General features: G+C 74.9%; 10 protein-coding genes. 3 read left to right on the top strand and 7 right to left on the bottom strand.

The features are described from left to right. Together E4099_RS18405 and E4099_RS18400 are read left to right on the top strand one after the other, a co-directional pair. Positions 1–2,108, top strand: a 2,108-nt coding sequence (locus E4099_RS18405) for a TOMM precursor leader peptide-binding protein (RefSeq protein ID WP_135340182.1), incomplete at its 5' end; no start/stop codon positions are given. Positions 2,109–2,201: 93 nt separating this feature from the next. Next, positions 2,202–3,782, top strand: coding sequence for a histidine kinase (locus E4099_RS18400; protein ID WP_135340181.1), 1,581 nt, complete (start codon positions 2,202–2,204; stop codon positions 3,780–3,782). Here the strand turns inward: E4099_RS18400 and E4099_RS18395 are convergent. The 3 genes from E4099_RS18395 to E4099_RS18385 all read right to left on the bottom strand — a co-directional run bounded on the left by E4099_RS18395 (position 3,724) and on the right by E4099_RS18385 (position 8,075). After that, positions 3,724–4,371, bottom strand: a complete 648-nt coding sequence (locus E4099_RS18395) for a response regulator transcription factor (protein ID WP_386389279.1) — start codon at positions 4,369–4,371, stop codon at positions 3,724–3,726. The genes E4099_RS18400 and E4099_RS18395 overlap by 59 nt on opposite strands. A gap of 207 nt (positions 4,372–4,578) precedes the next feature. After that, the gene (locus E4099_RS18390) at positions 4,579–6,405 is read right to left on the bottom strand and encodes an AMP-binding protein (RefSeq protein ID WP_135340179.1); all 1,827 of its coding nucleotides are present in this window, start codon (positions 6,403–6,405) and stop codon (positions 4,579–4,581) included. 407 nt (positions 6,406–6,812) lie between these two features. Continuing rightward, on the bottom strand, positions 6,813–8,075 hold the full coding sequence (locus tag E4099_RS18385; RefSeq protein ID WP_245244965.1) for a M6 family metalloprotease domain-containing protein: 1,263 nt from the start codon (positions 8,073–8,075) through the stop codon (positions 6,813–6,815). Between the two features lie 356 nt (positions 8,076–8,431). Here E4099_RS18385 and E4099_RS18380 point away from each other — a divergent pair, with 356 nt between their 5' ends. Beyond that, positions 8,432–10,234, top strand: a complete 1,803-nt coding sequence (locus E4099_RS18380; protein ID WP_135340178.1) for a putative bifunctional diguanylate cyclase/phosphodiesterase — start codon at positions 8,432–8,434, stop codon at positions 10,232–10,234. A 67-nt stretch (positions 10,235–10,301) separates the two neighbouring features. On the opposite strand, the gene E4099_RS18375 is transcribed toward E4099_RS18380, so the two are convergent. From E4099_RS18375 to E4099_RS18360, 4 genes are all read right to left on the bottom strand, one after another. Further along, positions 10,302–10,736, bottom strand: a complete 435-nt coding sequence (locus E4099_RS18375) for a hypothetical protein (protein ID WP_135340177.1) — start codon at positions 10,734–10,736, stop codon at positions 10,302–10,304. Positions 10,737–10,914: 178 nt separating this feature from the next. Further along, the gene (locus E4099_RS18370) at positions 10,915–12,078 is read right to left on the bottom strand and encodes an LLM class flavin-dependent oxidoreductase (RefSeq protein WP_135340176.1); all 1,164 of its coding nucleotides are present in this window, start codon (positions 12,076–12,078) and stop codon (positions 10,915–10,917) included. Between the two features lie 89 nt (positions 12,079–12,167). After that, complete coding sequence (locus E4099_RS18365) at positions 12,168–13,142, bottom strand: MOSC domain-containing protein (RefSeq protein ID WP_135340175.1); 975 nt, start codon at positions 13,140–13,142, stop codon at positions 12,168–12,170. 95 nt (positions 13,143–13,237) lie between these two features. Next, entirely contained in the window at positions 13,238–13,945 is a 708-nt protein-coding gene (locus E4099_RS18360) for a maleate cis-trans isomerase family protein (protein ID WP_135340183.1), read from the bottom strand. Positions 13,946–14,082 lie beyond the last annotated feature (137 nt).

Raw genomic sequence — 14,082 nt, 5'->3', positions numbered from 1 at the left:
CAGCGCGCACGGCGCGCACGGCGAGTGGCCGCTCCGACCCGGTCCGCGGCACCCCGGCGCACGGCCCCGCCACCGACCGCCCCACCACGGCCGGCCCCGACGCCGACCCCGCAGCCGCCGTCCCCCTCGTGTGCGGGTCGGCCGCCGTGGTGGCGCTGGGGTCGCTGGATCCGGCCGAGGCGTGCCGGGCGCTGCGGGCGGCCGGGGTGGACACCGTGCCGGAGCCCGCCGGGGCCGCCCTGACCCTGGTGGTCTGCGCGGACTACCTCGATCCCGCCCTGGGGCGGCTGGACGCCGAGCACCGGGCCGCGGGGCGCCGCTGGCTCCCGGTGAAACCGGACGGCGCGCAGACCTGGATCGGCCCGCTGCTGGGCGACCCGGACGGCCCCTGCTGGGCCTGCCTGGCCGACCGGCTGTGGCGCGGCCGGCGGGCCGAGGCGCATCTGCTGTCCCGGCTGGGCCGGACCGCCCCGCTGCCCCGCCCGGCCGCCGCGCTGCCCGCCGCGCGCACCGCCGGGCTGCACCTGGCCGCGGTGCAGGCGGCCGGCTGGCTGGCCGGGCTCCGGCACCCGGCGCAGTCCCAGCTGTGGACGGTGGACGGGCTGACCTCGACCGGGGAGCGGCACTCCGTACAGCGCCGCCCGCAGTGCCCGGCCTGCGGAAACCCGGAGCTGGTCGCCGAGCGGGTACGCGCCCCGTTCGCGCTGGCGCCGGAACCGGGCCGTACGCCCGCCCCCGGGGCGACCGGCGCGTGGGCCGCCCGCACCCCGCCCTCGCCGCGGCAGCTGCTGGAACGTTATTCCGCTCTGGTGGGGCCGGTGACCGGGCTGGTCAGCGAGATCCGGCGGGATCCGCGCGGGCCTGAGTCGCTCAACTGCTTCCACGCCGCCTACCGCCCGCCGCCCGGGGCCCTGGACGCGGACGGCGCGCCCGGGCTCGACGGGGTACGCGCCGGGCTGCGGGCCACCGCCCACGGCAAGGGCACCACGGCCGAGCAGGCGGAGGCCGGCGCGCTCTGCGAGGCGTTGGAGCAGCACAGCGGATACCGGCACGGCGACGAGCCCCGGCACCGCGCCCGCTACTGCGACCTGGGGCCCGAGGCGGCGGTGCACCCGGACGCCGTACAGCTGTACGACCCGCGGCAGTTCGCGGACCGGGAGCGCTGGAACGCCGAGCAGCAGCCGCAGCACCGGGTGTGCGACCCCTTCGACGAGGAGGCGGAGATCGACTGGACGCCGGTGTGGTCGATCACCGCGGAACGGCACCGGCTGCTGCCCACCGCGCTGCTCTACTACGGCGAGCCGCAACCGCCCGGCCGGCACTACTGCCTGGCCACCTCCAACGGCGCGGCGGCCGGGGACAGTCCGGCCGACGCGGTGCTGCGCGGCTTCCTGGAGTTGGTGGAGCGCGACGCGGTCGCCCTGTGGTGGTACAACCGCAGCCGCCAACCGGTCCTGGCGTTGGACGGTTCCCTGGCGGATGCCGAGACCGGCGCGTGGGTCGAGCGGATACGGCGCGTCCACGCCGATCTGGGCCGCGAGGTCTGGGCGCTGGACCTCACCACCGATCTGGGGATCCCGGTGGTGGCCGCGCTGTCCCGGCGCACCGACGGGCCCGCCGAGGAGATCGTGCTGGGCTTCGGCGCCCACTTCGACTGGGGGACCGCGCTGCGCCGGGCGCTGGCCGAGCTCAACCAGATGCTGCCGCCGCTCACCGACCCGGACCACGCCCGCTACGCGGGAATGGACCCGGTGGCCCGCCGCTGGTTCGCCACCGCCGCCCTGGCCGACCAGCCCTACCTGCGCCCCGACCCGGCGGCCCCGCCGGTGCCCGCGGCGGCCCTCTTCCGCCCGCCCCCGGGGGCCTCGGCCGCCGAACGGGTCGGCGCGGTACGGGACCTGCTCCGCGATCGGGGTCTGGAGCTGCTGGTGCTGGACCAGACGCGGCCCGACGTGGGGCTGCCGGTGGTGAAGGTACTGGTGCCCGGACTCCGCCCGCACTGGGCCCGGTTCGCGCCGGGGAGGCTGTTCGATGTTCCCGTTTCGCTGGGCAGGATCCACATCCCTACGGCATATTCGGAACTGAATCCGGTGCCGCTCTTCCTGTAGTGCTCCAGCGTTTGTCCATTCCCCCTCTGGCCCCCTGGAGATCGGATACTCTCGGGCAAGCCACCTCATACGGTCCGAGTTTTCGGAGGATCTGTGCAGGGCATTCCCTTGCCCGACGAGGCCGGGCGCAAGGCGTCACCGACCGGGAACGACCTCGCGCCGCGAATGGCCGTGGTGATCACCTCGGTCGTGCTTCTTGGTTATTTCAGCGTAGCGATCACCTATGTGTTCGGAGCTCAGCCCTCCGGGCGTTCGGTGGACGCGGCGCTGCTGACCCTGGCCCTGCTGCCCGCGCTGGTGGCCCTGCTGGCCCTGCAACTCGCGCACTCGTTCCCCGGGTTGGCGCCGAGGCTGAGCGGGGTGCGGCCGTGGACGCTGGGGCTCCAGGCCCTGCTGACCTTCCTGCCGTTCGCGATCTTCAAACAGGCCTGGCTGGGGATGCCCGGCTTCCTGGCCGGCTCCGCGCTGCTGGTGCTCCGGGCGCCGCTGTCCTGGCTGGCCTTCGGATCCATCATGGCCTGCACCGACGTACTGCTGTTCCAGGTGGGGTTCGGCTGGGGCCAGGTCGCGTACACGACCATCTCCACCGCGCTCACCGGTCTGGTGGTCTTCGGGCTGTCCCGACTCACCGGCCTGGTCGCCGAGGTCTACCGGTCGCGCGCCGAGCTGGCCCAGCTGGCGGTGGCCCAGGAGCGGCTGCGGTTCGCCCGCGATGTGCACGACCTGCTCGGCTACAGCCTCTCCACCATCACCCTCAAGTGTGAACTGGTCCACCGGCTGGTCCCCGACGAGGAGTCACGGGCGCAGCGGGAGTTGACGGAGATCCTGGAGACCTCCCGGCAGGCCCTGGCGGATGTGCGTTCGGTGGCCCGCGGGTACCGCCGGATGTCGCTCTCCGCCGAGGTGCGCACCGCGCGCTCGATGCTCGCCGCGGTCGGCATCCGCACCACCATCCGGCTGGAGTACGGGGAGCTGCCGGAGGGCGCGGACACCGTACTGGCCAGTGTGCTGCGCGAGGGGCTCACCAATGTGCTGCGGCACAGCCAGGCGGAGCACTGCGCCATCGAGGCGCTGCGCACCGGGCGTACGGTGCGGCTGACGGTGGCCAACGACGGGGTGGGCCGGGCGTCCACGCTGCTGCGCGCCGACACCGCGGGCGAGACCCACGGCGGCAGCGGCCTGGGCAATCTGGCGGTCCGGGTGAGTCAGCTCGGCGGCCGGCTGCGCGCCGGGATACGCCCCGAGGACGGCTGGTTCGAACTCACCGCCGAGCTCGAGCCGAAGGCCATGGCGGCGGCCGGGTCCGGGCGGGAGCGCTCGGCGGCGGAGGCCGTACGCCCCGAGGAGGAGCCGGGGGCGGTCGAGGGACCCCCGGAGGCCGCGTCGCCCGGGGATGTCCAGGAGCCCAAGGAGACCAGCGCATCCGGCGAGCCCGGAGAGTCCAGGGCTCCCCAGGGGCGCGCGGGGATCCGGGAGCGCGGGGAGTCCGAGGGCCCGGACGGCCCCGAGGGGGTCGTGGAGTTCACGGAGTTCGCGGGGCCCCGGTGCGCGGCGGCGGATCGGGCGGCGCCGCGGACCCGCAAGGCCGTCGGAGAGGCCGAGCGGGGTGCCGCGGTCACAGCCAGCCGGCCTCCCGGGCGATCCGGATGGCGTCCACCCGGTTGCGCGCGTTGAGCTTGGTGACCACGGAGGTCAGGTAGTTGCGCACGGTCCCGGCGGACAGGAACAGCCGGGTGGCGATCTGCTGGGCGCCGGCGCCCTCCGAGGCGAGCCGCAGCACCTCCCGCTCGCGCGGGGTCAGCGGCTGCGGCTCCTCGTCCAGCGCGGCCAGCACCAGCTGGGGGTCCATCACCCGCTCACCGCGGGCGACCGCGCGGATGGCCTCGCTGAGCGTGTCCGGGCTGCTGTCCTTGACCAGGAAGCCGGAGACATGGGCGGCCAGCGCCCGGCGCAGGTTGCCCGGGCGGCCCAGGCTGGTGAGCATCATGGTGCGGCAGTCGGGGACGGCGGTGTACAGCGCGGCGGCGGCGGTCAGCCCGTCCATGCCGGGCAGGTCGATGTCGAGCACCGCGACGTCGGGCCGCACCTCCAGGGCGCGGGGCACGATGTCCGAGCCGTCCTCCAGCTCGGCGACGATCTCGATGTCCGGTTCCAGCTCCAGCAGGGCGACCAGCGCCTGACGCAGCATCCGCATGTCTTCCGCGATGAGAACGGTGACCACATCGCCCCCCAAGCGTGCTTCCGGTGTGCCGCGCGGTGGCATTCGACCCTCCGCGCCGGCCTGCGATTCCGATCGGGGGTGCCCGGGAATTCCCTCCCGGGAGAACGCCGAACCCCCACTCTGACGCCCTGCATACGATTATTCCCAAATCCGTTCGGCCCGCGCACCTCACACCGGTGAATTACGCCCTCCGGACCGGATTTCGAAATCTTCCGCGGCCACCTTCCCGTATTTCAGTTCGAGAATGGTTCAGATGTGCGCATCGCGTTCGGGTACGGCGCCGACCGGGCCGGGCGGATTCCGGCGCGCGGTGACCCGCGGGGAACCGGGGCATACCGTCCGGACCGCCGGGACCCGCAGGCCGGGGGCGTACTCGGCGTGCAGGGCGCGCACCTCACCGCGGAGGAACTGCTCGCGCAGCAGCCGCCCGGCGACCTTGCCGGTGCCCGGTCGGCGCAGTGTCCCGGCGCGCACCAGCAGCACCCCGGCGACCGTCGCCCCGAACTCCACCGCCACCCGTTCCCGTACCCGCCGGGCGAGTTGGGGCAGTCCGGCGCGGCTGCCGCCCGCCGAGAGCACCTCCTGCACCACGATCAGCGGTCCGGTGCCGGGCCCGGTGCAGAAGACCCGGGCGGTGCCCAGGGTGCGCCCGCAGCGCAGCAGCTCCCGCTCCACGTCCCGCGGGTCCAGGGTCACCCCGTCGACCAGCAGGGTCTCGTGCAGCCTGCCGATCAGCAGGGGCCTGCCGCCGCGCAGCACGCCCAGGTCGCCGGTGCGCAGATAGCCGCCGCGGCCGTCCGCGGTGCGGGCCGCGAAGTACTCGCCGGGGGTCCGGGTGCCGTCGCGGTGGTGCCCGGTGGCGACCGCCGGGCCGCGCAGCCAGATCTCCCCCGGAACACCCTCCGGCAGCGGCTGCCGGCTGCGCGGGTCGACCAGGCACACCTCCGCGGCCCGGCCCGGTCCGGGGTCGGCCACCAGCAGCCAGGGGGCCGCCTCCGGCGGGACGTAGCCGGGCACCAGGGCACCCGGGAAGAGCCCGGCCGCCGCGTAGCCGCGCCGGAAGGCGGCCAGGGTGGTGCCGGCCACCGGCTCCCCGGCGTCCACCGCGGTGCGCAGTCGGGACAGGTCCAGATCGGCCGGTACCTCCCCGGCCGCGGCCCGGGCGGCGCACTCGGCGTACCGGGAGTCGGGGGCGAGCAGTTCGGTGATCCGGTGGCGGCCGACCGCGCACAGCCACCGGAGCGGGTCCAGGCCGCGCGGCAGCGGGACCGCGGTGGCCCCCAGCAGCAGCGGGTAGAGCAGTTGTCCGACCACCCCCAGGGTGTGCTGGCGGGCCAGCCAGCCGCCGACCCGGGAGCCGCGGTCGGCGCCCAGCGCCTGGTGCACGGTGTACAGCGCGGCCCGCAGATTGCCGTGGGTGAGGCAGGCGCCGCGCGGGGCGGTGGCGGGGCCGGCGTCGTACGCCAGCAGGGCGAGCTCGTCCCGGCCGACCCGGGCCGGCCGCCGGAGGGCGGGCCCGCCGGCGCGCCGGGTGCCCGCCCTGCGGACCGGGCCGCCGCGCTCGGCCCCGGCCCGCTCCGCGGCGGCCTCCGCCGGGTGCGGGCGGCCCCGGCCGCTCGCGGGGTCCGCCGGCCGGGCGGCGGGGGGTGGGCCGTCCACCGCCAGGCAGACCGGGCGCGGGCCGCCGGCCGGCGAGAGCAGCCGGGAGGCCTCGGTGGCGTGCGCCGCCTCGGTCAGCACCAGCTGGACGGCGGCGTCCTTGACGATGGCCGCGGTGCGCTCGGCCGCGGTGGTGGAGCCGTCGGGGGCGGGGACCGGGACCGCGACGGCCCCCGCGTACAGGCAGCCGAAGAGCGCGGCGGCGGCGTGCGCCCCGCAGTCCATGGCCACCAGGACCCGCCGGCCGGCGGCATGGGCGTGGATCCGGTCGGCGACCTCCCGGGCCCACCGGTCGAGTTCCGCGTAGCTGATCCAGCGGTGGGAGCCGTCCGGGGCGATGTCGATCACCGCGCGCTCCCTGCCGCGCCGGGCGGCGTGCGCGGCCAGGGTCTCTGCCGGGTTCGCCTGTGGGATCATTCCTCAACTCCCGGGCATCTCGCCGCAATGGGGCATGCGGCGCAGAGTCTCGCGGCGACGGCTCGAATACGCCTCGAACACGACTGGACCAGGGGCGGCTGACGTACCCGTTCTCCCCCGACCGCCCGCTCCCGCCACCCCGTCCGGCGTAATTCGCGCTACGCGATGCCCCATCCCCTCCGGGCGGCACCCGGCGTTCCGGCGTACCCCGCCTACGCCCACCACGACAGGCGGTCCGCCTCCCGGACGGACCTGCGGAGGCTCCGTACGGAGGTGGCGGGCGGGCGCCTCGGAGGGCCGTCCGGGCCGGGCCGGGCCGGCAGGCGTGCGAGGACCGGCGGGCGGCCACCCGAAGGGCCGTATGGCGGGATGGCCTGGCGGGCCGCCCGTGCCGCCGGTGACCGGCCCTACTCGTCCGTGCCGTTGGTGACCTGGACCGTCCACGCGCCGCCGGTGGTGCGGCCGCGGACCGTCACGCGGACCCCGTCCTCCCGGACGGCAAGGCTCTCCCCCGCACCGAGCGGCGCGTCCGCGAGCTTGGGGTAGACCGATCCCACCGGGCAGCCCTCGGAGTCCGGGTGCCCGTCGAGCACCCGGACCGGCCCCTCGCCGGAGGCGACATCGCTGCGCACCCGGTAGACCAGCACGCCCTCGGTGCACAGCCCGGTGTCATTGCCGTGGGTGCCGCGCGCCTCGATGGCCAGTGCCGAGGTCGGGCCGGTGCGGACCACCACCAGGCGGGTGCGGGTGTCGCTGCCGGGCACGCCGGGGGTCAGCGGGGCGCCCATCGACTCCAGGACGTGCACGGTGGTGCCCTGCCGGTGCACGCACTGCACCTGCCGGTCGGCGAGCCAGCCCATCTTCCACTTGTGCCAGCCGAACGGCTCCGGCGCCAGACCGAACTGACTACCCATGAGGTCCCAGTCCCCAACCCGGGTGTCCCAGTCCCCGCCGCTGCCCGAGGGCCGGCGGTAGAGGTCCGGCAGGTCGAAGACATGCCCGGTCTCATGGGCGAGAACGTGCTGGTCGGGCGGGTGGTTCTCGAAGACGGTGACCAGCCGCCGCAGCGCCGCCCCGTCCGCGCGCAGCGGCTGGTCGAAGTTGACCACCTTGGTCGCGTCGGCGTCGATTCCCGGCGCGTCCGGATCGGCGACCAGATAGACGAGGTCATAGCGGGAGAAATCGACCTTGGGGTCGGCCGCGGCCACGGCCTGGCGGAGGTAGGTGGTGCGCCGTCCCGGGTCCCAGTCGCGCCGTATGGCGTAGTCGGTGGACTTCTCGGGCATGGTGATCCACCGCCGCAGCGGGTGGAGGCGCAGCTCGAACTGGCCGTACGAGGCGCGGCGGAAGAAGTTCGCGGTGTCCGGGAAGTGGTCGTCGACCAGTTGCCCGGGGGTGGTGTAGGGCGTGGAGTCCGGAAACGACAGGAAGAGCATCAGCGCGTCCAGCCGCCCCAGCGGACGGGGGTAGGCGTCGTTCCAGCGGTCCAGCCCCTCGGAGTGGTGGACGCCGGTACGCGGCAGGGCGCACGGCCCACCGCGGCCGACGGCCGCCGCGGGGCCGGCGACGACGGTGGTGGCGATCAGCGCGCTCAGCGAGGTCAGCACCGCACCGGTGCGTCGCAGCCGCACCGGCCGCCGCTCCTGTTCGGGCAGCTGCCAAGGCACCACTCAGACCTCCCGTTCCGCCCTGGGGGCCCCTCGACCACCCTGGGCCGGAACGGAGTGCCACGCCCTGTTCACTGAGCCGGTCGAGTGAAGGGGCGGTGGACCGGGTACGTGACAGACGGTCACAGTCGGTCATTGAGCCTGTGGGTCCGTGCAGAGTTGAGCAGAAACGGCCAGACACATGATCACGTCGTCAAGAAGCCCGGTTGCGTCGCTGGATCGGGCGGAGTAATAGCCTCTATGATCGCCACATTTCCAGCGGGAACTCCCCATTCGGGTGGTACTTCGCGGTCCGCCCGGCACCCGGTGTGAGATATGCAGAAGACCCGTACCAGACGAGCACCTCGCGGGAGCGAACGGTGAGCGGAACCCCTGACGGCCAGGGTCTCGCGCCCCGCACCACACCGCCGTCGATCACTCAACGTCATACCGCACTCGGCATCGAGGGACCCGGGGCGCCCCTCGCCGACTACCGCGCGGCCTTCCAGGCCGCCCGACTCGCCATGGCGGTGGTCAACCGCGACGGCCTGGTGCTGGACGCCAACCCCGCCCTGGGCGCACTGCTGGGCACCGATCCGGCCCGGCTCGCCGACCGCAGCGCCGCCGACCTGGCCGGGCTGCGCGAGGACCCGGCGCAGTGGGCCGCGTACCTGGCGGTGCTGCGCGGCGAGCGGCCCCGGATGCGCTGCACCCGGCCGCTGCCGCCGGTGGCCGGCGCGCCCCGCTGGGCCGAGATCAGCGTGGAGCGGACCGCCGACGGCCGCGGGGTGCTGCTCTGCCTGACCGATGTCACCGAGCGGGCCGACCTCCAGGCCCGGCTGCGCCATCTGGAAATGCACGATCCGGTGACCCGGCTGCCCAACCGCAGCCTGTTCTTCGAGCGGCTGGCCGGCGCGCTGGAGCAGGCCGGACGGGCTCGGGGCGGGGCCCGGATCGGGCTGTGCTACCTGGACCTGGACGGCTTCAAGGCGGTCAACGACACGCTGGGGCACCGGGTGGGCGACCGGCTGCTGGGCGCGGTGGCGGGGCGGCTCACCGAGTGCGCGGCGCCCGGTGGGCACCTGGTGGCCCGGCTGGGCGGCGACGAGTTCGCCCTGCTCGTGGAGGACTCCCGGGGCACCGACCAACTGTGCGAGCTGGCGGAGCGGGTACTCGCGGCCCTCCAACGGCCGTTCGACCTGGGCGGGCAGCGGATGTCGCTGTCGGCGAGCATCGGACTGGTGGAGCGCCCGGCCGCGGAGACCCACGCCACCTGGCTGATGCAGGCCGCCGACACCACGCTCTACTGGGCCAAGGCGGACGGCCGGGCCCGCTGGACGCTGTTCGACCCCGAGCGCAACGCCCACCGGATGACCCGGCAGGCGCTCTCCAGCACCCTGCGACCGGCGCTGGAGCGGGGCGAGTTCGTCCTGGACTACCAGCCGCTGGTGGGCCTGGTGGACGGGGTGGTGCACGGGGTGGAGGCACTGGTCCGCTGGCAGCACCCGCAGTTCGGCCGGCTCTCACCGAACCGGTTCATCTCCTTGGCGGAGGAGAACGGCGCCATCGTGCCGCTGGGCCGCTGGGTGCTGGAGGCCGCCTGCCGCCAGGGCCGCCGCTGGCAGCTGGCCCACCCGGCGAACCCGCTGGTGGTGAGCGTCAACGTGGCGGTACGGCAGGTGTGGGACTCGGATCTGGTGGCGGACGTCGCCGCGATCCTGGCCCGTACCGGACTGCCGCCGCGGCTGCTGCAACTGGAGCTCACCGAGTCGGCGGTGATGGGCTCGGCCGGTCGGCCGCTGGAGGCGCTCCAGCAGTTGAGCGACATGGGCGTGGCCATCGCCATCGACGACTTCGGCACCGGCTACTCCAACCTCGCCTACCTCAGCCGTCTTCCGGTCTCCACGCTCAAACTCGACGGCTCCTTCGTCCGCGGCTTCCGGGCCGGGGAGCAGCCCAACCCGGCCGACCAGACGATCGTGGAGGCCCTGGTCGAACTGGCACACCGGCTGGGCCTGACGGTGACCGCGGAGTGCGTGGAGAGCGCGGAGCAGGCGGACCGGCTGGCCCGCATCGGCTGCGACACCGGCCAGGGCTGGTTCTACTCCCGCCCGGTCTCCGCCGATCGCGTCTCCGCGCTGGTCGGCGGCTACGCGCCGGCCCCGGCGGTGGGGAGCGGATAGGGCCGGTCCGGCCCGGGCCACCCCTCGGCTCCAGCCCTGCCCTGGCCCCCTGCCCCGCGCTGGGCGGTCAGCCGGCCAGGGGCAGGGCGGCCGCTATCACGTTCCGCTCCTTGCGGCCGACGAGCGGGAAGATGATTCTCAGGCCCTGCTCGCTGTCCGGCGAGGAGACGACGAAGGAGGAGTTGAGCACCCGCTCCTTGATCTCCGTGCGGACCAGGCCGGCGCGCGGGATCGTCATCAGGTGCTCTTCCGGCCGGGCGAACGTCGGGTTCGCCCGGAAGACGAAGATGCGGCGGTCGGTCATCGCCAGGTACATGGGGGTCGGCACCGGGATCACGGCCATTGCACCACCGCTGAGGATGGCCGAGGCCGCCGCGAACGCCGCCGTCCGGCGCACGGTGACGGAAGCCAGGTTCACGATGGTCGTCACCTCGACCCGCTCCCCGGGCTCGAGCAGGGGGTCGACGGCGGCCAAGAGAAGGCGGCGGCGCTTCCCGTTCATGTGCGTACTCCTGAAGATGGGCGGGAACCGTTCGGGACGGTCCCGTACGGCGTGCGACTGTCCGGCCCCCCTGGCGCCGCGGGGTCCCGGTGCCCGGAAAACAGCCGGGCCGGGTTCCGCGCGGAACCCGGCCGGCGTGAGTCGTCGGCATACCTTGCCATACCTGGTCAGAGGCTCATCAAGATGCCCCCTCGCCCGCCGCGGACGCTCCCCCCGGCAGCCCGTAGGCGTCGGCGATCAGCTCGTAGGAACGCAGTCGGGCCTGTGGGCCATGACCGTTGGCGGTGATCTTGAGTTCATCCGCTCCGGTGCGCTTGACCAGGGCGTTCAGCTTCTCGCGGACCACGTCCGGGGTGCCGTGCTCCACGTTCGCCAGCCAGCTGTCCACGACCTCCCGCTCCATGGCGCCGAACGCGTACGCCTCGGCCTCCTCCGGGGTGGGGATCAGACCGGGCCGGCCGGTGCGCAGCCGCAGCATGGACAGCGCCCCGGTGAGCACCTGGCGGCGGGCCTCCCGCTCGTCCTCGGCCGCGAACGCGGAGACGCCGATGGAGGCGTACGGCCGGTCCAGCACCGCGGACGGCCGGAAGCTCTGCCGGTACAGCTCGAGCGCCGGGACGGTGTTGGCGGCCGAGAAGTGGTGGGCGAAGGAGAACGGCAGGCCCAGCGCGCCCGCGAGCCGGGCACTGAACCCGCTGGAGCCCAGCAGCCAGATCGACGGCCGGTCGGCGGACTGCACCCCGCCGGGCACGGTGCCCTGCACCGGCCCCGGCACCGCGTGGATACGGGCGTACCGGTGGCCGTCCGGGAAGTCGTCGTCCAGGAAGTGCGTCAACTCGGCGAGCTGCTGCGGGAACTCGTCGGCGCCCGAGTGGATGGGGGCACCTCCCACGCCCGAAGGGCTGTGGGGGAGGTCGGTGCGGCGCAGCGCGGCGGCGGTGGCGCCGTCGGTGCCGGGCGCCCGGCCGAGGCCCAGGTCCACCCGGCGCGGGGCGAGCGCCTCCAGGGTGCCGAACTGCTCGGCGATCACCAGCGGGGCGTGGTTGGGGAGCATCACCCCGCCGGAGCCGAGCCGGATCCGCTCGGTGTGCGCGGCCAGGTGCCCCAGGATCACGGCGGGCGAGGAGCTGGCCACGCCGGGCATGGAGTGGTGCTCGGCCACCCAGAAGCGGTGGAACCCGCGCCGCTCGGCCAGCTTGGCCAGCCGGGTGGTGGTGCGCAGCGCCTCGGCGGCGGTGAGCCCGGCGCCGACGGTCGCCAGGTCCAGCACCGACAGGGGGACGGGCGCGCTGCCCAGGGGCTCGGCCCGGATGATGTCGTGCTGCTGGTGCTGGTCGGCCATGGCGGCCCGCCTCCCTGCGGTCTGACGCGCGGCCCCGTCGGCGCGCATGATCCTGCGTGACACCGAGCGTAACCGGAGACCAGCTCCGCTTATTCCTCGGCGGCTGCCCCGGTTCGGGAGACGGCCGGCTCCGCGGACACCGGCCGAGCCTCGGAGGCGGGCCGGGTCGCGGAAACCGGTCGGCCTCCGGAGGCGGTCGGGGCCGCGGGGCCGCCGCCGTCGCGGGAAGGGGCCGCGGACTCGGGATCCGCCTCGGCCCAGGCGCCCACCACCGCCTCGTCACCCACGGCCAGCGTGCCCGTCCGCAGCACCGAGAACTTGGCACCGAAGGCCACGCCCTGCTCCACACGGCGGTAGCCGGCCAGGGCGCGCAGCGGCTCGGGGCCGGTCTTGCGCCCGCTCTCCTGGTCGACCGTGGTGACCACGCAGCGCACGGCAAGCTTGGCGAAGCCCAGGTGCGCCCCGCCCAGGGAGAGGGTGCGTACCAGGTCCTCCTGGTGCGGCACGTCCCAGCCGTCCAGGACGATGTTGGCCCGGAAGCGGTTCATCGGCAGCGGCTCCCCGCCGGTCTCGGCGATCCGCCGGTTCAGCTCGTCGAGGCTGGCCCGGGAGGCGACGAGCACCGCGTTGCTGTCCGCGTAACCGCTGGTGCCGGGGGTGAGACCACCGGCCACCCGGTCGTGCTCGGGCGGCACCCGCACCAGCCGGCAGGGGGCGCCCAGCACCGCGGAGAACCACTCCGCCGCCGCGTCCCCCTGGTCGATGCCGTGGAAGGGGTTGCCGAAGAGCCGTACGTCCCGGCGGGGGCCCTCGGTGTCCACCGGGATCCGCAGTTCCTCGGTGTCCGGTGCCCGCAGGGTGAGTCCGGAGCCGTCGGGGTCGACCTCGGGACGGATCACCGCCATCCGGCGGTCGCGGCGCTGGCTGCGGAAGTCGCCCTCGGCGTCCACCACCATGAAGGTCCGGTCGTGGGCGAGCCCCGCCGGCGTCATCAGCGCTTCGGTGAGCGCGGTTCCGGCGCACCCCTTGACGGGATAGGTGTTCAACTCCACGATTCTGGCCACGCCGTTCACTCTACTGGCCGATTGTCGCGGCCCAGGTGGTCGACCGAGCGTTGCTTCGGGAAGGCCGGGCGGCGCCCCGTGGGCGGTCTGGCGGTTCAGTCGAACAGGGCCCCGAGTCCCGGGCGGCGCGGGTGGCGGTCGAGGAGCCGCAGGCCCTCCCACACCGTGACCTGGCTCGCCGTCAGCACCGGTTTGCCGAGCGCGGCTTCGAGGTCGCCGAGCCAGCGGGCGGTGAGCGGCGAGGTGTCCGGCAGCAGCACCGCCTGGGCCCGCCGGTGATCGGCCGCGCCGACCAGCCGCAGCAGCTCGGCACGTCCCCGTACGGGAGTCGAAGCCTCCGTCGCGCGGTGGACGGAGACCACTTCCGCGCCGGCCGCCTTGAGGAAGTCGGTGATGTGCCCGGCCACCTCCCCCGGGCAACCGGAGGCGACGGCGACCCGGGTGGCGCCCAGCTCGCGGAGTGCGTGGACGAAGGCGAAGGAGGTGCTGGAGGCGGGCAGTCCGGCCGCCGCGGCCACCTCCCTCACCTGGGCGTGCGCCCCCTCCCAGCCGAAGGCGAAGCCGGCGCTGGTGCCGGCCCACAGCACCGCCCGTACGCCCTGCCGCCGCAGCTCGGCCACCGCCGCGGACAGACGGGCGGCGGAGCCCAGCTCCCGCAGGGCCTCCGCCCGGGCGGGTTCGGGCCTGCCGCCGGTGCGCGCCAGCGGGAGCCGGACGGTGCCGCCGAGCAGGGACTCCAGGCGCCGGTAGTCGTCCTCGGCCCGATGGCCGGGGTGGAGTACGCCGACCGCGTCCCCGCCCAGCGCGGACACCACGTCCCCGTCCAGCCCGGGTAGCGCTTCGCCACTCACCCCAGGCACCACGTCCCCGTCCACCGCGGGCATCACGCCCCCACCCACCGCGGGTGCCATGTCTCCACCCGCCGCGGGCACCGCCTCCC

The sequence above is a fragment of the Streptomyces palmae genome (assembly GCF_004684805.1).
Taxonomy (GTDB): Bacteria; Actinomycetota; Actinomycetes; order Streptomycetales; family Streptomycetaceae; genus Streptomyces; species Streptomyces palmae.
The sequence above is the reverse complement of the archived record's forward strand: the minus strand, read 5'-3'. Positions and strand labels throughout refer to the sequence as shown.

What these genes read in the sequence shown, in the direction of transcription:
- E4099_RS18395 (WP_386389279.1), bottom strand. Translation starts at nt 4,371, where the DNA reads ATGCCACCGCGCGGCACACCGGAAGCACGCTTGGGGGGCGATGTGGTC.
- E4099_RS18390 (WP_135340179.1), bottom strand. Translation starts at nt 6,405, where the DNA reads ATGATCCCACAGGCGAACCCGGCAGAGACCCTGGCCGCGCACGCCGCC.
- E4099_RS18375 (WP_135340177.1), bottom strand. Translation starts at nt 10,736, where the DNA reads ATGAACGGGAAGCGCCGCCGCCTTCTCTTGGCCGCCGTCGACCCCCTG.
- E4099_RS18370 (WP_135340176.1), bottom strand. Translation starts at nt 12,078, where the DNA reads ATGGCCGACCAGCACCAGCAGCACGACATCATCCGGGCCGAGCCCCTG.